Origin of the sequence: Pseudomonas sp. 3296, from assembly GCF_031456615.1 — a bacterium.
Lineage (GTDB): Bacteria > Pseudomonadota > Gammaproteobacteria > Pseudomonadales > Pseudomonadaceae > Aquipseudomonas > Aquipseudomonas mucoides.
The window spans coordinates 300,025-324,806 of record NZ_JAVDUY010000006.1; the positions used below are offsets into that span (position 1 = coordinate 300,025).

The 24,782-nt window shown below is 60.1% G+C and carries 18 protein-coding genes; 15 read left to right on the forward strand and 3 right to left on the reverse strand.

The features are described 5' to 3' along the window. Positions 1-110: 110 nt before the first annotated feature. The 3 genes from J2X66_RS18110 to aceE all read right to left on the reverse strand — a co-directional run bounded on the left by J2X66_RS18110 (position 111) and on the right by aceE (position 6,395). Complete coding sequence (locus J2X66_RS18110) at positions 111-1,505, reverse strand: alkaline phosphatase D family protein (RefSeq protein ID WP_310266738.1); 1,395 nt, start codon at positions 1,503-1,505, stop codon at positions 111-113. 271 nt (positions 1,506-1,776) lie between these two features. Beyond that, positions 1,777-3,738 (reverse strand): dihydrolipoyllysine-residue acetyltransferase, encoded by a 1,962-nt coding sequence (gene aceF / locus J2X66_RS18115; RefSeq protein WP_310266740.1) that lies wholly within the window; start codon positions 3,736-3,738, stop codon positions 1,777-1,779. Between the two features lie 11 nt (positions 3,739-3,749). Further along, on the reverse strand, positions 3,750-6,395 hold the full coding sequence (gene aceE, locus J2X66_RS18120) for a pyruvate dehydrogenase (acetyl-transferring), homodimeric type (protein ID WP_310266741.1): 2,646 nt from the start codon (positions 6,393-6,395) through the stop codon (positions 3,750-3,752). A 383-nt stretch (positions 6,396-6,778) separates the two neighbouring features. Between aceE and glnE the strand changes: the two genes are divergently transcribed. The 15 genes from glnE (at position 6,779) to J2X66_RS18195 (ending at position 24,782) form a co-directional block, all read left to right on the forward strand. Next, complete coding sequence (glnE, locus tag J2X66_RS18125; protein WP_310266743.1) at positions 6,779-9,718, forward strand: bifunctional [glutamate--ammonia ligase]-adenylyl-L-tyrosine phosphorylase/[glutamate--ammonia-ligase] adenylyltransferase; 2,940 nt, start codon at positions 6,779-6,781, stop codon at positions 9,716-9,718. 128 nt (positions 9,719-9,846) lie between these two features. Next, positions 9,847-10,881, forward strand: a complete 1,035-nt coding sequence (gene waaF, locus J2X66_RS18130) for a lipopolysaccharide heptosyltransferase II (RefSeq protein ID WP_310266746.1) — start codon at positions 9,847-9,849, stop codon at positions 10,879-10,881. Between the two features lies 1 nt (position 10,882). Continuing rightward, positions 10,883-11,944 (forward strand): lipopolysaccharide heptosyltransferase I, encoded by a 1,062-nt coding sequence (gene waaC / locus J2X66_RS18135; protein WP_310266748.1) that lies wholly within the window; start codon positions 10,883-10,885, stop codon positions 11,942-11,944. Continuing rightward, positions 11,944-13,065, forward strand: coding sequence for a glycosyltransferase family 4 protein (locus J2X66_RS18140; RefSeq protein WP_310266750.1), 1,122 nt, complete (start codon positions 11,944-11,946; stop codon positions 13,063-13,065). Before waaC ends, J2X66_RS18140 begins: the two co-directional genes overlap by 1 nt. After that, positions 13,065-13,871, forward strand: a complete 807-nt coding sequence (gene rfaP / locus J2X66_RS18145) for a lipopolysaccharide core heptose(I) kinase RfaP (RefSeq protein ID WP_310266753.1) — start codon at positions 13,065-13,067, stop codon at positions 13,869-13,871. The genes J2X66_RS18140 and rfaP overlap by 1 nt, the downstream gene beginning before the upstream one ends. After that, the gene (locus J2X66_RS18150; RefSeq protein ID WP_027922037.1) at positions 13,871-14,605 is read left to right on the forward strand and encodes a lipopolysaccharide kinase InaA family protein; all 735 of its coding nucleotides are present in this window, start codon (positions 13,871-13,873) and stop codon (positions 14,603-14,605) included. The genes rfaP and J2X66_RS18150 overlap by 1 nt, the downstream gene beginning before the upstream one ends. Further along, on the forward strand, positions 14,602-15,354 hold the full coding sequence (locus J2X66_RS18155; RefSeq protein WP_310266757.1) for a lipopolysaccharide kinase InaA family protein: 753 nt from the start codon (positions 14,602-14,604) through the stop codon (positions 15,352-15,354). Before J2X66_RS18150 ends, J2X66_RS18155 begins: the two co-directional genes overlap by 4 nt. Beyond that, positions 15,354-16,805 (forward strand): lipopolysaccharide kinase InaA family protein, encoded by a 1,452-nt coding sequence (locus J2X66_RS18160; protein ID WP_310266759.1) that lies wholly within the window; start codon positions 15,354-15,356, stop codon positions 16,803-16,805. The genes J2X66_RS18155 and J2X66_RS18160 overlap by 1 nt, the downstream gene beginning before the upstream one ends. A 226-nt stretch (positions 16,806-17,031) precedes the next feature. Next, positions 17,032-17,367, forward strand: a complete 336-nt coding sequence (locus J2X66_RS18165; RefSeq protein WP_310266762.1) for a YceK/YidQ family lipoprotein — start codon at positions 17,032-17,034, stop codon at positions 17,365-17,367. 164 nt (positions 17,368-17,531) lie between these two features. Then, a complete protein-coding gene (locus J2X66_RS18170) occupies positions 17,532-19,289 on the forward strand; it encodes a carbamoyltransferase (protein WP_310266764.1) in 1,758 nt (585 codons plus the stop codon). Further along, the gene (locus J2X66_RS18175) at positions 19,273-20,403 is read left to right on the forward strand and encodes a glycosyltransferase (protein WP_310266767.1); all 1,131 of its coding nucleotides are present in this window, start codon (positions 19,273-19,275) and stop codon (positions 20,401-20,403) included. Before J2X66_RS18170 ends, J2X66_RS18175 begins: the two co-directional genes overlap by 17 nt. Further along, the gene (locus tag J2X66_RS18180) at positions 20,403-21,299 is read left to right on the forward strand and encodes an antimicrobial resistance protein Mig-14 (protein WP_310266769.1); all 897 of its coding nucleotides are present in this window, start codon (positions 20,403-20,405) and stop codon (positions 21,297-21,299) included. Before J2X66_RS18175 ends, J2X66_RS18180 begins: the two co-directional genes overlap by 1 nt. A gap of 8 nt (positions 21,300-21,307) precedes the next feature. Continuing rightward, the gene (locus tag J2X66_RS18185; RefSeq protein WP_310266771.1) at positions 21,308-22,750 is read left to right on the forward strand and encodes a PIG-L family deacetylase; all 1,443 of its coding nucleotides are present in this window, start codon (positions 21,308-21,310) and stop codon (positions 22,748-22,750) included. Further along, positions 22,747-23,901, forward strand: coding sequence for a glycosyltransferase family 4 protein (locus J2X66_RS18190; RefSeq protein ID WP_310266773.1), 1,155 nt, complete (start codon positions 22,747-22,749; stop codon positions 23,899-23,901). Before J2X66_RS18185 ends, J2X66_RS18190 begins: the two co-directional genes overlap by 4 nt. Next, a complete protein-coding gene (locus J2X66_RS18195) occupies positions 23,898-24,782 on the forward strand; it encodes a glycosyltransferase (RefSeq protein ID WP_310266775.1) in 885 nt (294 codons plus the stop codon). The genes J2X66_RS18190 and J2X66_RS18195 overlap by 4 nt, the downstream gene beginning before the upstream one ends.

The window sequence follows — 24,782 nt, forward strand, 5'->3', positions numbered from 1 at the left end:
CGGCCCCGACTGACAAGAGACATGAAGGCCAAGTGCTATAAGAATATGTCGGCAGGCGCGACGTTTTCTCCAGCGCGGGCTCAAAACTAATGCATTTGGCCTTCATGACCTTAGTGCAGTGGGATGTTTACCGTTTGTAATCGTTTGCCGTCCCGGTCGTGGTAATTGACCTGAATCTGCTCGCCATCAACGATCAGATGGGCGAAGTTGTCCTCGCTGACGACTTGGCTGGTCAGTTCATGCCGATAGTCCCCCGCCGCCGTTTGCGCCAGCGGCTGATCCAGAATGAAGGTGGAGGCCTTGGCGTACGGCAGCAGCTTGCTGTTGCACAGCGGCGAAGAGACGATGGTGTGCACCTCGAAGTCCGGGCTTGCGCTGTGGCTCAAGCGACTGGTCAGGGAGCCGTGGACATCGCCCGAGACGAAGATGACGTTCTTGATGCGGTGCGTGCGAATCGTCTCCAGTAATCGCAGGCGTTGCTCTGGAAAGGCTTTCCAGGCGTCATCGCCATGGCGTTTGCGGTCGGGGTAGAACATCACGCTAGTGACCACGAATTTGACCCGGGCCGGGCTGTGGATCAGCCATTTGAGCAGTGTTTGTTCCTGTTCTTCATCGAGGATACGGCGATCATCGGCGGACAGGTTGCGGCGAGTACGGCTGTCGGTGACAAACCATTCAATGTCGCCGTCGGTGAATTGATACCAATAACGTTCGAGTTTTCTGTTTATCTGTCCGTTGGCTAGAAGTTCATGTGCCGGACTGTGGCTGGCTTGATAGAGCTCATAAGCCGCGATGGCGTTTTTATATAAGTAAGCATCGCCCTTGCTTTTGTTGGCAGGCCAGTTGTCTTCTATTTCATGGTCGTCGAGGATCATGTAGGTCGGCAAATTAGACATTAATCTGGATATGTTCGGTTGGGAAAAAGCTGCACGATACTTATTGAGTATTTCCTTGTATTCGCGGTCGGGAGCAACGAGGTTCAAGTCATCGACATAAATTTGGTCGCCGGTCATCAGCATCGCGCTGACAGGCGGGTCAACCTGCTGGGCCAAATCGGCAATCGAGGCAAAAATCCGGTCACCCCGTTTCGGCGCCGATGCAATGCCTGCCGTCATGCGTAAATAGCGGCATGAGCCGACCATGTAAGCTCGTGGCGTGGTGGTCTTGCTGGAGCGGGTGCGGAACCGGTAAACCTCCCGTGGCCATTGCAGTGGCAGTTCCTGGACCGTTTCCACGGTATGCACCGGGCTCATCGGGCTGAACCAGCCGGCCTGATATTCGTACTCGGTGTCGCTGGCCAGCTGATTGAGCGCAATCACATCGGCCATGTCGCGCAAGAGCGTCAACTTAACAAATTCGCCTCGGGACCAATGGGCTTCGCCTTGGCGGCGATAACGAACTCCTGCAAATACCAAGGCATTACCTTGAAGTTCTCCGCGCATAAAAATGCGCGCGTGATTAGTTGTAGTGTGGCCCATAATCGGGCCGACAGTCGGTTTGAACATGTTCGATTCCATTCGAAGTAATTTCTAACGAAGCAAGAAGTAGCTGATGTGGTTTTATTAAGTTTCAGTCCAACTAAGACTAGTTGCTGTTCCGAAGAAAATATCGGGAGGAAGTGGACTTGAGTTGTGGGCAATGTAAGCCACCACTGTAGGAATAAGCTTTATTCAAGGCAAAAAAAGCCCCGCCAAATTGGCGGGGTTGAGGTACGAGCGTGGCGCTCGGAAAACATGGAACGCGAGCGGCCCTCCGGTGAGGGAGGGCCGGTCGGTGTTACAGCAGGATGGTGCGGATGTCCGCCAGCAGGCTGCTCAGACGCTGGGTGAAGCGTGCAGCAGCGGCGCCGTTGATCACGCGGTGATCGTAGGACAGCGACAGTGGCAGCATCAGTTTCGGCTGGAAGGCTTTGCCGTCCCAGACTGGCTGGATGGTTGCCTTGGAAACACCGAGGATCGCCACTTCCGGCGCGTTGACGATCGGCGTGAAGCCGGTGCCGCCAATGTGGCCGAGGCTGGAAATGGTGAAGCAGGCGCCTTGCATGTCGTCAGCGGTGAGCTTTTTGTCGCGGGCTTTGGCGGCCAGCGCAGCAGCTTCGGCTGCCAGTTGCAACAGACTCTTCTGATCGACGTTCTTGATGACCGGTACCAGCAGGCCTTCAGGGGTGTCGACGGCGAAGCCGATGTTCACGTACTTCTTGCGGATGATCGCTTTGCCGCTTGGTGCCAGCGAACTGTTGAAGTCCGGCAGTTCCTTGAGCAGGTGCGCGCAGGATTTGAGCAGCAGCGGCAGGATGGTCAGCTTGACGCCAGCCTTCTCTGCAACGGCTTTCTGAGCGATACGGAACGCTTCCAGGTCGGTGATATCAGCCGAATCGAACTGAGTCACGTGCGGAATGTTCAGCCAGCTGCGGTGCAGGCTCGACGCGCCGATTTGCATCAGGCGGGTCATCGGCACTTCTTCGGTTTCACCGAAGCGGCTGAAGTCCACGACCGGAATTGGCGGGATGCCCGCGCCGCCGGTTGCGCCAGCAGCGGCGGCCGGTGCTTCCTTGGCCTTCTGCATCATCGCCTTGACGTAAACCTGCACGTCTTCCTTGAGGATGCGACCGTGCGGGCCACTGGCACCGACGGCGTTCAGCTCGACGCCGAACTCACGAGCCAGTTGACGCACGGCCGGGCCGGCGTGAACTTTCGCGCCAGGCTTGGCTGGAGCCGCAACCGGGGCAGCAGCCGGTGCGGCGGCGGCAGGTGCAGCAGCGGCTTGGGCCGGAGCACTCGGTGCAGCAGCCGGAGCCGGGGCAGCAGCAGGCGCAGCACCTTTGACTTTGAGCTTGAGGATCAGGTCGCCGGTACCGACTTCGTCATCGAGCTTGATGGAAACGCTTTCCACCACGCCAGCGGCAGGCGATGGGATTTCCATGCTTGCCTTGTCGGATTCCAGGGTGATCAGCGACTGGTCGGCTTCAACGGTGTCGCCGGCCTTGACCAGGACTTCGATGATCTTTGCCTTGCCCGCCGAACCGATGTCCGGAACGTGGATGTCCTGAACGCTGTCGGCCACTGGAGCAGCCGGAGCTGCAGCGGCTGGCGCAGGAGCAGTGGCGGCCGGTGCAGCCGCCTGAGCTGGGGCGCCAGCAGGGGCCGCAGCACCTGCCACTTCCAGATCCAGAATCAGGTCGCCGGTGCCGACTTCGTCGTTGAGCTTGACGCTGATGGCCTTGATCACGCCAGCGGCGGGCGATGGGATTTCCATGCTCGCCTTGTCGGATTCCAGGGTGATCAGCGACTGATCAGCCTGGACGGTGTCGCCGACCTTGACCTGGATCTCGATGATCTGGGCCTTGCCCGCCGAACCGATGTCCGGCACGTGCACTTTCTGAATCGAAGCGGCAGCCGGGGCAGCCGGGGCAGCAGCAGGCGCGGCGGCTGCAGGAGCAGCAGCCGGTTTGGCTTCAGCTTTTGCAGCTGGCGCAGCGGCAGCCGCCGGAGCCGCAGCAGCGGCACCTTCGACTTCCAGTTCGAGCAGTTCGTCGCCTTCTTTCAGGCGATCGCCCAGCTTCACTTTAATGCTTTTGACGATGCCGGCTTTAGGCGCAGGAATTTCCATGCTCGCCTTGTCCGACTCCAGCGTCAGGATGCTCTGGTCGGCTTCGACACGGTCACCGACCTTCACAAACAGTTCAATTACTTCACCTTCACCGCTGCCGATGTCAGGTACGCGAATGAGTTCGCTCACAGAATCTCTCCTCAGCAGTCCAGTGGGTTGAGTTTTTCCGGGTTGATACCGAACTTGGTGATGGCTTCAGCCACAACCTTAGGTTCGATGTCACCACGGTCAGCCAATGCTTCCAGGGCTGCCAACACCACGAAATGACGGTCGACTTCGAAGAAATGACGCAGTTTCTTGCGGCTGTCGCTGCGGCCGAAACCGTCGGTGCCCAGGACTTTGAATTCCTTGGACGGGACCCATTGACGAATTTGCTCAGCGAACAACTTCATGTAGTCGGTAGAGGCGATGACCGGGCCTTTACGGCCGTTCAGGCACTCTTCGACATAGCTCAGCTTAGGCTTCTGGCCCGGGTGCAGACGGTTGCTGCGCTCGACGGCCAGGCCGTCGCGACGCAGTTCGTTGAAGCTGGTAACGCTCCATACGTCAGCGCCGACGTTGAACTCTTCACGCAGAATCTTCGCCGCTTCACGGACTTCACGCAGGATGGTGCCTGAGCCCATCAGCTGAACGTGGTGCGCCGCTTCGCGGGTGTCTTCTTCAAGCAGGTACATGCCCTTCTTGATGCCTTCCTCGGCACCGGCCGGCATGGCTGGCTGCTGGTAGGACTCGTTCATCACGGTGATGTAGTAGAAGACGTCCTGTTGCTCTTCGGTCATCTTCTTCATGCCGTCCTGAATGATCACCGCCAGCTCGTAGCCGTAGGTCGGATCATAGGTGCGGCAGTTCGGGATGGTGGCAGCCAGGATGTGGCTGTGACCATCTTCGTGTTGCAGGCCTTCGCCGTTCAGTGTTGTCCGGCCGGCGGTGCCGCCAATCAGGAAGCCACGGGTACGGCTGTCGCCAGCGGCCCAGGCGAGGTCGCCGATACGCTGGAAGCCGAACATCGAGTAGAAGATGTAGAACGGCAGCATTGGCTGGTTGTGGCTGGAGTACGAAGTACCGGCAGCGATGAAGGAGCTCATGGCGCCTGCTTCGTTGATGCCTTCTTCGAGGATCTGGCCCTTCTTGTCTTCCTTGTAGAACATCACCTGGTCTTTATCGACTGGCTCGTAGAGCTGGCCGACGGAGGAGTAGATGCCCAACTGACGGAACATGCCTTCCATACCGAAGGTACGGGCTTCGTCCGGGATGATCGGAACGATGCGCGAGCCGATTTCCTTGTCCTTGACCAGTTGCGCGAGGATCCGCACGAACGCCATGGTGGTGGAAATCTCACGGTCGCCCGAGCCATCAAGGATGGCCTTGAGGGTATCGAGTGGCGGCGTTGGCACGCTGAAGCTCTGCGCGCGGCGCTGTGGTACGAAACCGCCCAGTGCAGTGCGGCGCTCGCTCAGGTAGCGGGCTTCGGCGCTGTTTGGCTCTGGCTTGAAGAACGGCAGGTTTTCCAGCTCTTCATCCTTGACCGGGATGTCGAAACGATCGCGGAACAGCTTCAGGCTTTCAACATCAACCTTCTTGGTGTTGTGCGCGGTGTTCTTCGCTTCGCCGGCACCGGTGCCATAACCCTTGATGGTCTTGGCCAGGATAACGGTTGGTTGTTCTTTGTGGTTGACCGCTTCGTGGTACGCCGCGTAGACCTTGTACGGGTCGTGGCCGCCACGGTTGAGTTTCCAGATCTCGTCGTCGGACAGATCAGCAACCATCGCCTTGAGTTCTGGCGAGTTGAAGAAGTGTTCACGCACGAACGCGCCGTCTTTGGCTTTGTAGTTCTGGTACTCGCCGTCGATGACTTCGTCCATGCGACGTTGCAGGATACCGTCGACGTCCTTGGCCAGCAGTGGGTCCCAGAAACGGCCCCAGATGACTTTGGTCACGTTCCACTGAGCACCGCGGAAAACGCCTTCGAGTTCCTGGATGATCTTGCCGTTGCCGCGAACCGGGCCGTCGAGGCGCTGCAGGTTGCAGTTGATGACGAAGATCAGGTTGTCGAGCTTCTCGCGGCCAGCCAGCGAGATCGCGCCCAGGGATTCCGGCTCGTCACACTCGCCGTCGCCCAGGAAGCACCAGACCTTCTGCTTGCCTTCAGGGATGAAGCCGCGGGCTTCCAGGTACTTCATGAAGCGTGCCTGGTAGATCGCCTGGATCGGGCCCAGACCCATGGATACAGTCGGGAACTGCCAGAAATCAGGCATCAGCCACGGGTGCGGGTAGGACGACAGGCCTTGACCATCGACTTCCTGACGGAAGTTGTTCATCTGGTCTTCGGTGATGCGGCCTTCCATGAACGCACGGGCGTAAACGCCTGGCGAGGTGTGACCCTGGAAGTAGATCAGGTCGCCGCCGTGTTCGTCGGTCGGGGCCTGGAAGAAATAGTTGAAGCCGATGTCGTACAAGGTTGCGCTGGAGGCGAAGCTGGAGATGTGACCGCCCAGGTCAGAATCTTTCAGGTTCGTACGCATCACCATGGCCATCGCGTTCCAGCGAACCAACGAGCGAATGCGGCGTTCCATGAACAGGTCGCCAGGCATGCGTGCTTCGTGGGTAACGGGAATGGTGTTGCGGTATGGCGTGGTGATGGCGTAAGGCAGTTGCGAACCGCTGCGGGTCGCCAATTCGCCCATACGGGTCATCAGATAGTGAGCGCGGTCTTCGCCTTCTTTGTCGAGAACCGATTCCAGGGCGTCCAGCCATTCCTGGGTTTCGACGGGATCGAGGTCTTGCATGGCTTGCTCCAGGGCGGAAAGGCTTCCAGAATCGGTTGCCTGAGTTTGCGACTGGCCTTGTGGGCAGACGATATAAATTCTTGGATTGCCGAGAGGTTGTTCCGGCGGCGTGTAGTTTTACTACAAATCTTCGGGCATTTCAGCCTTTCGAATGTATATACGAGTAGTAAAACTACAGATGAATGGCTTGTGGCCTCCGGCTGCGTTGTGAGAATAATCGTTAAGGTTGGTCTTTTACCAACCACAAAAGGTGAAAGCTTGATGTTCACTGCCAAAAATAAAGAATTTTCAGCTATTTCTAACTTTTGTTCGACAGTCCTCCACGTAGTGCAATATGAAAAATCACTACATGCAACCCGTTCTACGCCGATCAAGGATAGACCATGAGCCTTCCCGCGCTTGCCGAACTGCCCGCCATTCTCCAGCCGTTTGTCACCCGTGCCGAGCAGTCGTTCCGTACCGCCGTTGCGGCACTTGAAGATGACCATGGCCTGTCGACCTGGACACCTGAACGCTGGGCGCAATTCGCCCGTGTCGCGGCGGCCAGCGACTTTGTGATTGAACAGAGTGTGCGTGACCCTTTGATGTTGCTGGCCCTGGTGCAGTCCCGCGAACTGGACCGCAGCTTCGCGCCCGGCGAGCTGTGCGCGCAAATTGGGGCGGCGGTGAATGCAGCGCAAACCGAAGACGAGCTCGGCCGCGTCCTGCGTCGCCAGCGCACCCGTCATCAAGTGCGGATCATCTGGCGTGACCTGACCCGTCAGGCCGATCTGGTCCAGACCTGCCGCGACCTCTCGGACATGGCCGATGCGAGCATCGATCAGGCCTATCAGTGGTTATATTCGCGTCATTGCCAGCAATTCGGCGTGCCGACCGGCCGCCGCAGTGGCGAGCCGCAGCAGATGGTCATCCTCGGCATGGGCAAGCTCGGCGCCGTGGAGCTCAATCTCTCGTCGGACATCGACCTGATCTTCGCCTACCCCGAGGGCGGCGAAACCGTCGGGGTGAAACGCTCACTGGATAACCAGGAATTCTTCATCCGTCTTGGCCAGCGTCTGATCAAGGCGCTGGACCCGATGACCGTCGACGGCTTCGTGTTTCGCGTTGACATGCGCTTGCGGCCATACGGCTCGGCCGGTGCATTGGTCTTGAGCTTCAATGCGCTGGAGCAGTATTACCAGGATCAGGGCCGCGACTGGGAACGCTACGCGATGATCAAGTCGCGGGTGGTGGCCGGCGATCAAGTGGCCGGCGCGCAATTGCAGGACATGCTGCGCCCGTTCGTTTACCGGCGTTACCTGGATTTCTCGGCCATCGAAGCGCTGCGCACCATGAAGCAGCTGATCCAGCAGGAAGTGCGGCGCAAGGGCATGGCCGACAACATCAAGCTCGGTTCCGGCGGCATCCGCGAAGTCGAATTTATCGCCCAGGCCTTTCAGCTGATTCACGGCGGCCGCGACCTGAGCCTGCAACAACGCCCTCTATTAAAAGTACTGAGCACGCTGGAAGGTCAGGGTTACCTGCCGCCGGCGGTGATCAGTGAGTTGCGCGAAGGCTACGAATTCCTGCGTTACACCGAACACGCGATCCAGGCGATCGCCGACCGCCAGACCCAGATGCTGCCGGACGGCGCGCAGGATCAGGCGCGCATTGCCTTTATGTTGGGCTTCGCCGACTGGGATGCTTTCCACGAGCAACTGATGTATTGGCGTGGTCGCGTGGCCTGGCACTTCGCTCAGGTGATTGCCGATCCTGATGAAGAGGAAGGCACTGAAAGCGAAGTGGTGGTCGGCGGCGAATGGCTGCCGCTGTGGGAAGAGGCTCAGGACGAAGAGGCGGCTTGCCGGCAGTTGGAAGAGGGCGGTTTCAAGGACGCCACCAATGCCCTGAAAGCCTTGGCCGGTTTGCGCGGCAGCCCGCAATTGCGAGCGATGCAGCGCTTGGGCCGAGAACGCCTTGATGCCTTTATTCCCCGTTTGCTGGCTCAGGCCGTCGAACATGCCAATCCGGATCTGGTGCTGGAGCGCGTGTTGCCGCTGGTGGAAGCCGTGGCCCGTCGTTCGGCGTATCTGGTGTTGCTGACTGAAAACCCCGGTGCGCTGCGCCGCTTGCTGACCTTGTGCGCTGCGAGCCCGTGGATCGCTGAACAGATCACCCGTTTCCCGCTGCTGCTCGACGAATTGCTCAACGAAGGCCGGCTATTCAAGCCGCCGCTGGCGCCGGAACTGGCCGCCGAGTTGCGCGAGCGCCTGACGCGGATTCCCGAGGACGACCTCGAACAGCAAATGGAAGCCCTGCGCCATTTCAAACTGGCGCATCGCTTGCGCGTCGCCGCCTCGGAAATTGCCGGCAGCCTGCCGTTGATGAAAGTCAGCGATTACCTGACCTGGCTCGCTGAAGCGATCCTCGAACAAGTGCTGGCCCTGGCCTGGCGCCAGACCGTGGCCAAGTACGGCACGCCGCTGCGCACCGACGGCACGTTGTGCGATCCCGGCTTCATCATTGTCGGTTATGGGAAAGTCGGCGGACTGGAATTGGGGCATGGTTCGGACCTCGACCTGGTGTTCATCCACGACGGCGATCCGCAAGCAGAAACCGACGGGCCTAAACCGATTGATGGTGCGCAATTTTTCACCCGGTTGGGGCAGCGGATCATTCACTTGCTGACGGCGCAGACCAACTCCGGCCAGCTGTATGAAGTGGACATGCGCCTGCGACCGTCCGGTGCATCGGGGTTGTTGGTCAGTTCGCTGGGGGCGTTTGCCCGCTATCAGGAAAATGAAGCCTGGACCTGGGAGCATCAGGCGTTGGTGCGCGCGCGGGTTCTGGTGGGCAGTCAGGATGTCGGCCAGGCATTCGAGAAAGTGCGCGCGGCGATATTGGGCAAGGCGCGGGACCTGTCGACCTTGCGTCAGGAGGTCAGCGAGATGCGCGCCAAGATGCGCGACAACCTTGGCAGCAAGAGCACCGCGGCCGGCACCGGGGCAAATGCCTTCGAGGCCACGGCGCCGTTCGATCTCAAGCAGGACGCCGGAGGTATCGTCGATATTGAATTTATGGTGCAATACGCGGCCCTGGCGTGGTCCGAAACACACCCGCCATTGCTGCGCTGGACCGACAACATCCGCATTCTGGAAGAGCTGGAACACGAAGGGCTGATGCCCGTCGAAGACGCCAACTTGTTGCGCGAGGCCTATAAAGCCTACCGCTCCGCCGCTCACCGGCAGGCCTTGCAGAAGGACGCCGGGGTGATACCAGGCGATCAGTTCGCAGATGAACGGAGACAGGTAGTGCGGATCTGGCGCGATCTGGGGTTAAGCTGAAACCGGATAGTTGTAACACTGGATACCCAATGTGGGAGCGGGCTTGCTCGCACAGTAGATCTGCAGTGTTTTGTAGAATTCTCGAGGCGGGGAGGCGTAGGCCTCCCCGGTTTGTTTTTGGAAACCACATGAAAATTCTGATCGTTGGGCCCAGTTGGGTCGGTGACATGGTGATGGCGCAGACACTGTTTCAGTGCCTCAAGCAACGCCACCCGCAATGCGAAATCGACGTCCTGGCCCCCGAGTGGAGCCGGCCGATCCTGGAGCGCATGCCCGAAGTCCGGCAGGCCTTGAGCTTTCCGCTCGGCCACGGTGCCTTGGAGCTGGCGACCCGTCGGCGCATCGGAAAATCCCTGGCCGGCCAATACGACCAGGCGATTTTGCTGCCCAATTCGCTGAAGTCGGCGCTGGTGCCGTTCTTCGCCGGCATCCCGAAACGCACCGGCTGGCGTGGCGAATTCCGCTACGGCCTGCTCAATGACGTGCGCACGCTGGATAAAGAACGTTATCCGTTGATGATTGAGCGCTTCATGGCCCTGGCGTTTGAGCCCGGCGCCGAACTGCCGACCCCTTATCCTCGCCCGAGCTTGCAGATCGACCCGGTCACCCGCGAAGCGACGCTGGCCAAATTCGACCTGACCCTCGACCGTCCGGTGCTGGTCCTGTGCCCCGGCGCCGAGTTCGGCGAGGCCAAGCGCTGGCCGTCCGAGCATTACGCCAAGGTCGCCGAAGCGAAGATTCGCGAAGGCTGGCAAGTCTGGCTGTTCGGTTCGAAAAACGATCACGCAGTGGGCGAAGATATCCGTGCGCGGCTGATTCCCGGCCTGCGTGAAGAGGCGGTCAACCTCAGCGGCGGCACCTCGCTGGCGGAAGCCATCGACCTGATGTCCTGCGCCGACGCGGTGGTGTCCAACGACTCCGGCCTGATGCACGTCGCCGCCGCGCTGAACCGCCCGCTGGTGGCCGTCTATGGCTCGACATCGCCGGGTTTTACCCCGCCGCTGGCCGAGCACGTCGAAGTGGTACGCCTGGGCATCGAATGCAGTCCGTGCTTCGATCGCACGTGCCGTTTCGGTCATTACAACTGCTTGCGCCAGCTGATGCCGCAAGCCGTGAACGAAGCCTTGCAGCGGTTGCAGGGCACTGTGGTCGAGGTCAAATAGTTTGCGGGTTCTGCTGATCAAGACTTCTTCGCTGGGCGACGTGATTCACGCGTTGCCGGCGCTGACCGACGCGGCGCGGGCGATCCCCGGCATCACGTTCGACTGGGTGGTGGAAGAAGGCTTTGCCGAGATTCCGACCTGGCATCCAGCCGTGGGCAAGGTGATCCCGGTGGCGATCCGTCGCTGGCGCAAGAACCTCTGGCAAACCATCAAGAGCGGCGAATGGAAGCGCTTCAAGCAAGCCGTTCGTGCCGAAAAATATGATTTGGTGATCGACGCCCAGGGCCTGCTGAAAAGCGCCTGGCTGACACGCTACGTCAAGGCGCCGGTCGCCGGGCTGGACAAGGATTCGGCGCGCGAGCCGGTGGCTGCACGCTTCTACTCCCGTCGTCTGGCGGTGGGTCGTGGACAGCACGCGGTGGAGCGGGTGCGTCAATTGTTCGCCCTGGCGTTGGGCTACGACTTGCCCAAAGGCTTGGGCGATTACGGCCTGAACGTCGAGCGCCTGGTCGAACTGCCGCGCAAGAATCCGTATGTGCTGTTCCTGCATGGCACCACGTGGGACACCAAGCACTGGCCGGAAGCCTACTGGCGTGAGCTGGCCGAACGCGTTGGTTATCTGGGCGTAGGCGTGAAGCTGCCGTGGGGCAACCCGATCGAGAAAGCCCGGGCCGAGCGCATCGCCGCCGGGTTCCGCCATGTCGAAGTGCTGCCCAAACTGAACCTGGCCGGTGTCGGTAAAGTGCTGGCCGGCGCGCAGGCCTGTGTCGCCGTGGACACCGGCCTTGGTCATCTGGCCGCCGCGCTCGACGTCCCGACCCTGTCGCTGTTCGGTCCGACCAACCCGGGCCTGACCGGTGCCTACGGTAAAGCGCAGATTCACATCGCCAGCGACTTCCCCTGCGCCCCGTGCCTGCAAAAGAAATGCACGTATCAACCGACGGAACAGGATGCCCGTCAGTTCAACCTGAAACGCGAGTGGCCGCTGTGCTTCACGCGTCTGAATCCCGAGCGTGTCGCGACCCGACTGAGCACGTTGTTACTGGCTGAGGAGCTGCGCTGATGCAATTGGCATTCGTCTTGTACAAGTATTTTCCGTTCGGAGGGCTGCAGCGTGACTTCATGCGCATCGCTCTTGAGTGTCAGCAGCGTGGCCATCAGATCCGTGTCTACACGCTGATCTGGGAAGGCGACGTACCGCCGGGTTTCGAAGTGCTGGTGGCGCCGGTCAAGGCGCTGTTCAATCATCGCCGTAACGAAAAACTCAGCGAGTGGATGGAAGCGGACCTGGCCAAACGCCCCGTGGACCGCTTGATCGGTTTCAACAAGATGCCGGGCCTGGACGTTTACTACGCCGCCGACGGCTGTTTCGAAGACAAGGCGCAGAACCTGCGGCACTCGTTGTACCGGCGTTGGGGTCGTTACCGACACTTTGCCGAATATGAGCGCGCGGTGTTCGCCAAGGACGCCAAGACCGAAGTACTGATGATTTCCGAAGTGCAGCAGCCGCTGTTCATCAAGCATTACGACACGCCGCTGGAGCGTTTTCACCTGCTGCCACCGGGGATTTCCCAGGACCGTCGCGCGCCGCCCAATGCGGCCGAAATTCGTGCCGGGTTCCGGGCCGAGTTCAACCTCAAGGACGATGAACTGCTGCTGGTGCAAATCGGCTCCGGGTTCAAGACCAAGGGCGTGGATCGCAGCCTCAAGGCGCTGGCCGCATTGCCCGCCGATCTGAAGAAGCGCACCCGGCTGTTTGTAATTGGCCAGGATGACCCCAAATTATTCCAGATGCAGAGCACTGCTTTGGGGCTGGGCGACAACGTGACGTTCCTCAAGGGGCGCAGCGATATCCCGCGTTTCCTGCTCGGTGCCGACCTGTTGATCCACCCGGCGTACAACGAAAATACCGGGACCGTGTTGCTCGAAGCCTTGGTAGCCGGGTTGCCGGTGCTGGTGAGCGCGGTCTGTGGTTATGCCCATTACATTGCCGAGGCCGATGCCGGCCTGGTGCTGGACGAACCCTTCGAGCAGGCCCAGCTGACGCAGTACCTGACGGGCATGTTGAACGACGCTCAAGCACGGGCGGCCTGGAGCCGCAACGGTCTGGCCTTTGCCGAGACGGCCGACCTCTACAGCATGCCGCAACACGCGGCCGATGTGATTCTGGCGGAGCACGCTTAATGAAGTTGATGCTGGCTGAACCGTTCAAGAGCCTTTGGGCCGGACGCGATGCGTTCACCGAAGTCGAAGGCCTCGAGGGCGAGGTTTACCGTGAGCTGGAAGCGCGCCGGACGTTGCGCACTGAAGTGAACGGCAACGGTTTTTTCGTGAAGATCCACCGCGGCATTGGCTGGGGCGAGATCTTCAAGAACCTGCTGACGGCCAAGCTGCCGGTCCTCGGCGCGGGGCAGGAATGGAAAGCCATTCAGCGCCTGCAAGAAGTCGGTGTGCCGACCATGACCGCCGTGGCTTACGGCGAGAAGGGCAGCAACCCGGCGGATCAACACTCGTTCATCGTTACCGAAGAACTGGCGCCGACCGTCAGTCTCGAAGATTTCAGTATCGACTGGATCAAGCATCCACCCGAGCCGACACTCAAGCGTGCACTGATCGCCGAAGTCGCGCGCATGACCGGCATGATGCACCGCGCCGGGGTCAACCATCGCGACTGCTACATCTGCCACTTCCTGCTGCACACCGATAAACCGGTGACGGCTGAGGATTTCAAACTCTCGGTGATCGACCTGCACCGTGCCCAGACCCGCCCGGCGATCACGCAGCGCTGGCGCAACAAGGATCTGGCGGCACTGTACTTTTCGGCCCTGGACATTGGCCTGACCCGGCGTGACAAATTGCGTTTCCTCAAGGGCTACTTCCAACAGCCGCTGCGCCAGATTCTGGCCGAGGAAGCGTCATTGCTCGCCTGGCTTGAGGGCAAGGCCAATAAACTCTATGACCGTAAACAGCGATATGGGGATGCGCTCTGATGGCGGGTTGGAAACTGGAGCCCGCTTACAGCGATCTGGCAGAAGATTTTGGCAGCCTTGAAGCGGTGTTCGCGCTGCAAGGTGAACGGCTGACTCGCGACCTGTTGTCCGAGGTCATTCGCGTCAATCGCAACGGTATTAATTACTACGTCAAACGCTACGTCGGTGCCGGCAAAGGCCTGCGCCGTTACCTGGGCAAACCCCGGGTGAAAGCCGAATGGCAGAACCTCAAGCGCTTCGCCAAGTGGGGTATTCCTACCGCCGAAGTGGTGGCCTGGGGCCTGGAACGACGCGGCGCGGCATACGATCGTGGGGCGATGATCACCCGCGAGTTGCCCAACACCGAAGACTTGTCGGCCCTCGCTGATCGGCGTGATCCCAAGTTGGCAGACCGCGCCTGGGTCGATGCGATCAGTCGGCAGTTGGCCGGTTACACCCGGACCATGCACGACAATCGCTTTACCCATAACGATTTGAAGTGGCGCAACCTGCTGGTCGATGATCAAGCCCGCCTGTTCCTGATCGATTGCCCCAATGGCGATTTCTGGCACGGCTTCTGGCTTAAATACCGCATCACCAAAGACTTGGCCTGCCTCGACAAGGTGGCCAAATACCACCTGTCGGCGACCCAGCGCCTGCGCTTTTATCTGCAATACCGCCAGCGTGACCGGCTGAATGCCGCCGACAAGAAACGCATCCGGCACGTGGTGAGATTTTTCGAGGGACGCGAATGACTGATTTTCTGGCCGCTGAAGACCGTGCGCTGCTTGAGCGCCATGGCCTCGGCACGTTCGATGCGCTTTGGGCCAAACAGCTCGAGGCCGTGGATGAGCCCAATACTGCGGGTGGTGGCTGGAGCAGTGTGTTTCGGCTGGATCTGGAGGGTCGTGGTTTTTATCTCAAGCGCCAGAGCAACTACCTGACGCGTACCTTCCACGCACCTTTCGGCGAGCCGAGCTTTGCCCGCGAATTTCGCAACATCAGCCGCTATGAAAAACTCGGTATTCCGGCGCTGAAGGCGGTGTTTTTTGGTGAGCGTAAAATCAACGGTGAAGTCCGCGCGGTGCTGCTGACTCGCGCGCTGGACGGCTGGGATGACCTGGATTCGCTGTTGCAGCGTTGGTCGGACCTGAGCGAGGCGCAACACTCGGCCATCCTCAAAGCCTGTGGCGAACTGGCGCGGCGCCTGCACGGCGTGCGTCAGGTTCATGGTTGTTTCTACCCCAAGCATATTTTTCTTCAGGCGACCGGCGACGGCTATCTGGCTCAGTTGATCGACCTGGAAAAGACCCGGCCGCTGTTGTTCGGTCAACGTGACCGGGTCAAGGATCTGGAGCCGTTGCTGCGTCGCGCGCCGGAGTGGACCGACGCACAGTTGCGCGAATTGTTGGCGGTCTATGTCGATCAGCCCCGGGACAGTTCGCTGGTAGACAGTTGGGTGTCACGCCTGACTGCGCGGCGCAGTCGCAAGGAGACTCGCTGATGCGCTTGTCCGAACTGAAAAACGCCGGCCGCACCCCGAGCCTGCCCATGAGCATTCCTCTTGCCGATGCCGCAGGCCCCGCCGATTTGCAATTGTTGAGCCTGCTGCGGGTCTTGCCGGGGCAGCGTTATGTGGGTGCCGGTGTCTGGCGTGGCCGTCCGGTGCTGGCCAAATTATTGGTCGGCAGCAAAGCGGCGCGGCATTTTCAGCGTGAACTGGCCGGCGTGCGTTTGCTGGCCGAACAAGGCCTGACCACACCGCAACTACTGGCGGATGGGCTAAAGGAAGGCGAGGGTGGCTGGCTGCTGTTCGATTTCCTCGAAGGCGCCGAGAGCCTGGGAGAGACCTGGAAAAAAGTCGAACACTTGCCCGTGTTGGCTGACATGCAGGGGGCCGTGATTGCCGAGGCATTGGGCGCTATCGGTCAAATGCATCGCAAGGGACTCTGGCAGGAAGACCTGCATCTGGACAACCTTTTGCGTCAGCGCGGCCGCTTGTATTTGATCGATGGTGGCGGTGTCTGTGCGGAAACGCCGGGCCAACCACTGTCGCGCAACAAAGTCCTGGAAAACCTCGGCGTATTTTTTGCGCAGTTGCCCAAGACGCTGGAGCCGTTCATCGAAGAACTGCTGGTGTATTACCTGTTGAGCAACGGCGAACACGCCTTGCCCATGGAAGCCTTGCAGAAGCAGATCGATAAGGTTCGCGCCTGGCGCTTGAAGGACTTTCTGATCAAGGTCGGGCGCGAATGCACGCTGTTCAGCGTCCAGCGCGGGGCGTTCGGTCTGCGTGCGATTCGTCGCGAGGAAGAGGCAGCGATGCTGCCGGTACTTGAGCAGGCCGATGCCTTGCTTGATCAGGGCCATTTGTACAAGACCGGTGGCGCGGCGAGTGTAGGAAAAGTCGAGGTCGATGGTCGGACGCTGGTAATCAAGCGCTACAACATCAAAGGCTTTGCCCATTGGCTCAAACGCTTCTGGCGTCCGAGCCGTGCGTGGCATTCGTGGCGTGAAGGCAATCGCCTGGCATTCCTCGGCATTGCCACGCCCAAACCGTTGGCGCTGCTGGAGACGCGGTTTCTCTGGTTGCGCAGTCGGGCCTATCTGGTGACTGAGTATTTGCCGGGGGCGGACATCATCGAGCGTTTTGCGCCTTATGTTGAAAGCGGCAACGCACCTGAAGCAGAACTGCTGGCGCTGGACCACTTGTTCGCCGAGCTGATCGGCGCGCGCATCAGCCATGGCGACTTCAAGGGGCACAACCTGTTCTGGCAGGAAGATCGCTGGGCGCTGATTGACCTGGATTCGATGTGTCAGCATGGCTCGGTGGGCAGCTTTGCCCCGGCCTATGCGCGGGATCGGGCGCGGTTTATGCGTAACTGGCCTGAGAGCAGCGCGCTGTATCAGGTCATTGATCAGCGTCTTCCCAAGGGTATCTCCGGCGCAGCCTGAATCGCCATCGCGAGCAGGCTCGCTCCCACGGGGGTTGTGTGTACAACGCAAATTCCGTGTAGGCGTGAGCCTGCTCCGGGCGGCGTTCCGACGATGGGGCCCGAACCGCCGCCCGAGATCTAGAGGACGAGTTCTAATGAATTGTCCTACATGATCTACAGACCCCATGAACTGTGCCCTGAATAGCCACGATGCTAATTTGCCTGACGTTCACGGAGGGCAAATCTTGACCATAAAAATGGCTGTTATGTTGGGTACTTTCTCGCTCGCACTGACCGGCTGCGGAACCACGATGACGGTGTTGCAAGTTGATGAGGACGCAGCCCGCAGTCTCAGGAAACAAAAAACCTACTGTCAGTCCATTCCCCGCATTTACAGCGGTCTGGCTTATGATTTTTGTGTATTGAATGCCCCGCCGGATCCCACCGGCTTCCTCGTGCCGTTCGTGCTGCTGGACCTGGGTCTGTCGGGTGTCTTCGATACCGTGTCCTTGCCGTATACGATCTACCGCCAGGCTACAGATGGTAATCTCAGCATTTACTGGCGCCCGGGCCGAGGTTAAGCGGGGCGCCATGCTTTCCTCCCTTGTAGGACAATAACCGCTGGGTCATTCCCGCCATGTTTACGCTATAATCCCGCCCTTTAGCTGTCTCTCGCCGCTTGCGAGGGCACATTAATTTTTGAGGCGCTTGTCGCCTGCATGCAGACTAAAGAGGCTAGACCCCTGTGGCATTGACGATTCTTGGCCTGTCCGGCGCCCTTAGCCATGATCCTTCCGCAGCCTTGTACATCGACGGCAAGCTGGTCGCGGCGGCTGAAGAAGAGCGCTTTGTGCGCGATAAACATGCAAAGAACCGCATGCCCTACGAGTCGGCGAAGTTCTGCCTGGAACAGGCGGGCATCAAGCCATCCGACGTTGATGTGGTGGCGATTCCATTCGCACCGATCAGTATTTTCGGCAAGGCGCGCTGGCAGTACGCCAAGCGTTACTGGTACGCCCCGGACCGCGCGCTTGACGCGATCCTGATGGGCAACCGTCGCTACAAGCGTTATCGCAACAAGATTGTCTGGTGCCTCGAGCAACTGGGCTTCGATCCGAAGAAAATCAAGATCGAGCCGGTCGAGCACCACCTGGCCCACGCCTCCAGTGCCTACCACTGCTCCGGTTTCAAAGAGAAAACCGCGATCCTGGGGATCGACGGCAAGGGTGAGTACGCCACGACCTTCTTCGGTTACGGCGAGAACGGCAAGATCCACAAGATCAAGGAATTCTTCGATCCGGACTCCCTCGGTGGCCTGTATGGCGCGATCACCGAGTTCCTCGGTTTCGATATGCTCGACGGCGAGTTCAAGGTCATGGGCATGGCGCCGTACGGCGACGCCAGCAAATACGATTTCTCGCGCCTGGCTTCGTTCGAAAACGGCGAACTGGTGATCAACACCGACTACGCCAACGTCATCGGCCTGCGTCGCTACAAAGAGAAGGGCAAAGGCTACTACTTCTCGCCGAAGCTGATCGAGTGGCTGGGACCGAAGCGCGAAGGCGACATCGCCGACGAGCCGTACATCCACTATGCCGCGAGCATTCAAGCGCTGTTCGAAAAAATCTCGCTGCAGATGATCGACTACTACCTGGGCGACGTGCTCAAGGAAACCGGCAAGCTGGCCTACGCCGGTGGCTGTGCGTTGAACGTCAAGCTCAACCAGAAAATCATCGCTCGCGATGACGTCAAAGAGCTGTTCGTACAGCCTGCATCCGGTGATGCCGGTACGGCGGTCGGTGCGGCGGCTTATGTGTCTAACGCCCGTGGTGTGCCGGTCGAGAAGATGGAACACGTCTACCTCGGCCCGTCGTACACCAACGAAGACGTGCTCGCTGCCTGTGCCCGTCACCCGAGCAAACCGGTCTGGCGCAAGCTCGCCAACATGCCGGAAAACATCGCCAAAATCATGGTCGACGGCAACCCGGTCGCCTGGTTCCAGGGGCGCATGGAGTTCGGTCCGCGTGCCTTGGGCGGTCGTTCGATCATCGGTTGCCCGAGCGCCGTTGGCGTCGCTGACCGTATCAACCACCAGATCAAGTTCCGCGAGCGCTGGAGGCCTTTCTGCCCGTCGATGCTCGACACCGTGGCCCCGCAGATGATCAAGATCGATCACCCGGCGCCGTTCATGACCTTCACCTTTGAAGTGGCTGAAGAGTGGAAGACCCGCGTGCCGGAAGTCGTCCATGAAGACGGTACGTCCCGGGCCCAGGTGCTCAAGCGCGAGTACAACCCGCGCTACTACGACATGATGAAAGCGCTGGAGGTGCTGACCGGCAACGGCGTGTCGCTGAACACCTCGCTCAACCGTCGCGGCGAACCGATGATCTGCTCGCCGACCGATGCCCTGAACATGTTCTTCGGCTCTGACCTGCAGTATCTGATCATGGAAGACATCCTGGTGGTTAAAGAGGGCGCTGACGCATATGACTCGCTCGGCTGAACGCCATGTGTTGCAGTTCTGTCACGGCTATGACGGCCCGTTTCTGGACTGCGCTCGGCAGTACGCCAGCCTGTTCGCGGGGACCGGCTATCGAGTGACCACGGTCTTTCTGACCGGGGCCGCCGACAGTGAAGTCGCTGCGGGCTGCGCTTCCGATGAAGTGCTGTTCATGGAATACAGCTCCAAGGCCATTCGTGGCCTGAAGCTGGGCGCCATCGGCGATCTGCGCAAGATCGCCGCTTCGCGCAATTTCAGTTTCTGCATTGCCCACCGCTTCAAGCCGATCTACATCGCGTTGCTTGGGACTTCGCTGCCGGTCATCGGTGTGCATCACGGGTATGGCGATTACAAGCGCGGCACTCGCAAGCTGTTCGCTCATATCTTCCGCAAGCGCCTCAGCCTGCTCGGAATCTCCGACTCGGTGCGTGACGACATGCGCAGTTGCCTGCCGAAATGGCCGGCCGGGCGAATTCAGACGCTCTATAACCGGATCGATGTCCCGGCGTTACAGACCAGCCAGGTGTCGGTTCGCGAGGCTCGGGAAACCTTGGGCCTGGCGGCGGATGCCTGGATTGTCGGTAACGTCGGACGACTGCATCCGGACAAGGACCAGAATACGCTGCTGCACGGTTTTGCCTTGGCATTACCGCAGTTGCCGGCCAACAGCCAACTGGTGATTCTGGGTAAAGGTCGACTGGAACAGGACCTCAAGGAACTGGCCCGGGAACTGGGTATAGGCGATCGGGTGCTGTTCCTCGGTCAAGTACCGGATGCCCGTCGCTACTTCCGCGCCTTCGATGTGTTTGCCCTGAGCTCCGATCACGAACCGTTCGGCATGGTGCTGCTCGAAGCCATGGCCGCTGGCGTGCCGTTGCTCGCGACCGCGTGCGGGGGTGCGAGGGAAGTCGTTGAAGGGGTCGGCATCCTGTTCCCGTTGGGCGATGCCGAGCGCTTGGCTCAAGGGCTGCACCATCTGGCCGCGATGGACGAGCAGCAACGTCACCAGTGTGCCGAGTTGATGCTCGACCGCTTGCGTGAGCGATTCTCCGACCGCGCCGTGCGCGAGGCTTTCTGGCATATGCCACACGTTACAGAACTGGCACCGAGGGGCTGATGCTCAACCGATTTCAAGGCTGGCGCGAACGTGGCTGGACGGTGATCGACGCCCCGACTTATGCACAGGCGTGGCAGCGTTTTGGCGGTAGCGTCGCGACGCATCCCATGGTGGTTGAGCGCCTGGCGCAGTTGGCCGACATCCCGGTGCGCTACCTGGCCTGGGAACAGAACGGTGAAGTGAAAGCCGCCATCCCGACCTGGGGGCGCGACCTGGCGCTGTCCAAAGACGTGCTCAAGCGCTGTGGCAAAAAAGGCCTGTTCGACCTCGGCAATGCCGAGGTGATCCTGCCGGCGGCTGCCGATGCACACGCACCGCTGCGCCATCGCGGGCGTTATCTGTCGGCCCTGAACGAAGGCCGTTTCAGCGATCTCAAGCTACAGGCCGAACAACTGGCCATGGCGCGCACGCCCGAAGAGCTGTCGAAAAAATTCCGCTACAACCAGCGCCGTGAACTACGCCTGCTGGAAGAAGCCGGTGGCGTTGTGCGACCGGTCTCCGAGTTTTCCAGTGCCGAGCTGGCCGCGATTTATTGCGACCTGTTCCAGCGCCGCTGGGGCTTCCCGGCTACCGGCGCAGAGCGCATGGGCGAGGTGATCGAGCTGCTGCGCGACTTGCTGATCGGCTCGGTGATTTTCCTCAACGATGCACCGATAGCGATTCAACTGGTGTACCGCGTCGAAGCGCCGGAATGGATCAGCGTCGAGTACATCAATGGTGGCGTCGATCCTGAAACCCGCGAGTTCAGCCCTGGCAGCGTACTGAGTTTCCTCAATACGCAAAGCGCCTGGGAACACGCTCGCGCCCTCGACAAGCCTTTGCGGTTTTCCTTCGGCCGCGCCGACCGGGAATACAAAGACCGCTGGTGCAATCCTGTGCCGGTTTTTACTGTGTGAGTGAACCCATGAGCCGCAAACAGCAACTGCTCAGGCGCCATCGGCGTAACAAACGCATCAGCCTGCTGATCGCGCTGGTGCTGTTGATTGTCCTTGGTGTGCTGGTGGCCTGGTGGCTGCCGTTGGTGCTTGCCGTGCTGGGCTGGATTGCCCATGAGGCCTGGTTCGCCGATCACCTGTTTTACTCCCCCAAAGACGATTACCAATACAGCTTCCCGCCGTACACCCCGCAACCCAAGGTGCACCGGGACGGCGAGCGTTTGCGGCTGGATGAAGGTGTGATGCTGGTCGACGACGCCACATTGGTGTTGGCGCTGCGGGTCAAAAGCAGCTGGCTGGGTCGCTTTATTGACCCAGTAGTGGAGTTGTCGGGGGGCGATAACCCGGACCGTCAAACCTTTGAACGTGGGGTCAACGGTCTGCGCTACCTGAACCTCAGCGGTCAGGCGCAAGTGCTGTCGCGCGGTGAGTTGCGCCTGCGTGGACGCTTCTGCCACCTGCTTGGCGAGCCGGTGTTGTGGGCGTTGGAACAACCGGATTTCCGCCGTCAGCGGGTGATGGTGATCGCGCCCCACGCCGACGACGCCGAGCTGGCCGCCTATGGTTTGTACAGCCAGGCCGATGAAGCCTGGATCGTCACCCTGACCGCCGGTGAAATCGAAGCCGAGCATTATCAGCAGATCGGTCTGGACAAGGTCGAGGCCGCGCGCCTCAAGGGTCGTTTGCGGGCTTGGGACAGCATCGCGGTGCCGCGCTGGGCTGGCGTGCCGCAAGCGCATTGCGTGCAGCTGGGTTATTTCTGTCTGCAACTGGCGGCGATGCAGGCCACGCCGACACAACCGATCGCTTCGCGGGAAGCGGACCTGAGCGACACGCGGCTGTTTCGCCAGTTGAACCCGTTTGCCCTGCCGGGCGATGCCGACGGGGCTCCGACCTGGAACAACCTGTTGGCCGATCTGCGTGAATTGCTGTTGCGCGCGCGTCCTGAAGTGATCGTGCTGCCGCACCCGACCCTCGATCCGCACCCCGATCATATCTGTGCGCAACAAGCGGTCCTCGAAGCCTTGAAAGGCCTGGAATGGCAGCCGACCACACTGCTTGGTTACGCCAACCATCTGCACGACAACGACCGCTGGCCAATGGGCGACGCTGGTCATGGCGTCGCGTTGCCGCCAGCCTTCGACCCGGCCATGCCGATGCAACCCTGCTGCCTGCCATTGTCGCTGGCGCTTCAGCGCGATAAGGCCATGGCGCTGGGCATGATGCATGACTTGCAACCGCCGATGCCGTTCAAGCGTCGTCTGCGCCGATTGATCCAGCGGCTGTTGGCCAGGCGCAAGCCACCGGCCTACGGCGAGAACGAATTCTTTCGCAAGGCGGTTCGACGTCACGAGCTCTTGTGGATACTCAAGCACACACCAATAAACGCTTCTCAGCGGGGAGAGTTATGAGCCAGCGGCTAAAGGTTCTGCAATTGCAGCCTGACTACAACGTCAAAGCCCATGATTTTGCCGACCTCGCAGAGCAGATCGTCAAGGCCTTGCCGAGCGAGCGCTATGAAGTGACAGCGGCGTTCCTGCGCGGCAAGCCGGGGCCAGGCGAGGCGATAAGCCGGGCCGACCGTTCGGTGTATTTCGAGTTTTCCGACAAGTCCCTCAAGGGCATGCGCTTGCGGGCGATGTGGACGCTGTACAAGTTCTGCCGCGCGGAAAAGTTCGACGTGGTGATCTGTAACCGCTTCAAGCCCGTGAACATGATGCTCACCCTTAACCGCTGGTTGAAGGTGCCGCTGTGCATTGGCATTTCCCACGGTTTCGGCGAGTACGACCGGTTTTACCGGCGCCGCCAGACCCAGCGCCTGATTGATCGTCACTGGCGTTTTGTCGGTGTGTCCCCAGCGGTCAAGCAGTACCTGCTGGACTGCGATTGCGGTTTCACCGACCAGAACACCTACGCGATCACCAATGCCATCGACATCGAGCAGGCCGAAGGTTTGCAGCACAGCCGCGAGCGCGCCCGCGAAATGCTCGGCATCGATCCGTCGGTGCGCCTGATTGGTGCATTGGGGCGTCTGGTGCCGGTAAAGGGCCACACCTATCTGTTGCAGGCGTTTGCCGCGCTCAAGGACAAATACCCGAACACTCAATTGGCGATCATCGGTGCCGGTCGTGAAGAGTCGCGCCTGAAGGCCGAGATCGAACGCCTGGGCCTGTCCGGGCGCGCGCACCTGCTGGGTTTCAAGGAAATCGCCTTGCAGTACATCCGCGCTTTCGACATCTGGACCATGCCGTCCCTGGCGGAAGGCCTGGGGTTGGCGCTGCTCGAAGGTATGAGCGGGCATCTGCCGGTCATCGCCTCCAACGTGCCGGCCATGCTGCCGCTGATTGAAGGGGCAGGCGGGCTGGCAATTACCCCCAAGGATGTGCCGAGCCTGGTCGCGGCGCTGGATACCTACCTCGGGTTGTCGGATGACGAGCTCAAGGCCAAGGGCGAGCAAGCCTACCGTTATCTGCAGGAACAACATGACATCGAGGTGTTCCGCCAGGAGTACCTGAACCTGATCGACTCCGGCTTGGATCAAGCCCGCAAGGAGCAGCCATGAGTACCACGCAACCTCTCGTCACGGTCATCATCGCGTCGTACAACCACGGCCCCTATATTGAGCAAAGCATTCTCAGCGTCCTCAATCAGACCTACAAAAACATCGAACTGCTGGTGGTTGACGACGGCTCCAAAGACGACAGCGTCGAACGCATCAGCGCGCTGCAGGCGCAATACGGATTCGATTTTCGGGCTCAACAGAATCAGGGCCTGACGAACACGCTCAACGCTGCCATCGCGCGCTCAAACGGCAGTTTGATAGCGCCATTCGGCTCCGACGACATCATGCTGCCGGAACGCATCGCTATTCAGGTTGAGTACATGGATGGCAAGCCCGAGGTGGGTATCTGCGCCGGCAACATCGAGCTGATCGACGCCGACGGCAATCTGTACCCGGAAAAGCGTCAGCGCCGTGATGTGCCGTTTCGCCGTCTGGACTTCGATGACATGTTCCTGGAGCGTAAACCGTATCCGCCCGCGCCGACCCTAATGATCCGTCGGGAAGCGCTGGACAAGGTCGGCGGGTTCGATCCGAACATTCGCCTGGAAGATTTGGCGATCGAGTTGAAAGTGACCCATGCCGGTTACTTTATCGACGGCCTGAATGTGCTGATGGCGCGCTATCGAAAGCATGCCACCAACTCCTACAAGAACCATCGCTTCATGATCGACAACATCCTGCGTACCTACGCCTTATTCAGCGATCATCCGCTGTACGACGAGGTTCGCTACAAGTTTCTCAGCTCGATGTTTCTCAAGACCGCCAACCGCGATCGCAAGTTGGCCCGCGAACTGCTGGCGCAGATCCCGTTGAAGGCCTGGAACAAGAAGACCTGGCGCGGTCTGGGGCGGCTGTACTTTTCACCGCTGGAAAAAGACTGA

Bases quoted from the DNA above. Each gene is read 5' to 3' on its own strand.
- aceE (WP_310266741.1), bottom strand. From the start codon at position 6,395: ATGCAAGACCTCGATCCCGTCGAAACCCAGGAATGGCTGGACGCCCTG.
- glnE (WP_310266743.1), top strand. From the start codon at position 6,779: ATGAGCCTTCCCGCGCTTGCCGAACTGCCCGCCATTCTCCAGCCGTTT.
- J2X66_RS18110 (WP_310266738.1), bottom strand. From the start codon at position 1,505: ATGTTCAAACCGACTGTCGGCCCGATTATGGGCCACACTACAACTAAT.
- J2X66_RS18160 (WP_310266759.1), top strand. From the start codon at position 15,354: ATGCGCTTGTCCGAACTGAAAAACGCCGGCCGCACCCCGAGCCTGCCC.
- J2X66_RS18180 (WP_310266769.1), top strand. From the start codon at position 20,403: ATGCTCAACCGATTTCAAGGCTGGCGCGAACGTGGCTGGACGGTGATC.
- J2X66_RS18140 (WP_310266750.1), top strand. From the start codon at position 11,944: ATGCAATTGGCATTCGTCTTGTACAAGTATTTTCCGTTCGGAGGGCTG.
- J2X66_RS18150 (WP_027922037.1), top strand. From the start codon at position 13,871: ATGGCGGGTTGGAAACTGGAGCCCGCTTACAGCGATCTGGCAGAAGAT.
- J2X66_RS18190 (WP_310266773.1), top strand. From the start codon at position 22,747: ATGAGCCAGCGGCTAAAGGTTCTGCAATTGCAGCCTGACTACAACGTC.
- J2X66_RS18175 (WP_310266767.1), top strand. From the start codon at position 19,273: ATGACTCGCTCGGCTGAACGCCATGTGTTGCAGTTCTGTCACGGCTAT.
- J2X66_RS18185 (WP_310266771.1), top strand. From the start codon at position 21,308: ATGAGCCGCAAACAGCAACTGCTCAGGCGCCATCGGCGTAACAAACGC.
- rfaP (WP_310266753.1), top strand. From the start codon at position 13,065: ATGAAGTTGATGCTGGCTGAACCGTTCAAGAGCCTTTGGGCCGGACGC.
- J2X66_RS18155 (WP_310266757.1), top strand. From the start codon at position 14,602: ATGACTGATTTTCTGGCCGCTGAAGACCGTGCGCTGCTTGAGCGCCAT.
- waaF (WP_310266746.1), top strand. From the start codon at position 9,847: ATGAAAATTCTGATCGTTGGGCCCAGTTGGGTCGGTGACATGGTGATG.
- J2X66_RS18195 (WP_310266775.1), top strand. From the start codon at position 23,898: ATGAGTACCACGCAACCTCTCGTCACGGTCATCATCGCGTCGTACAAC.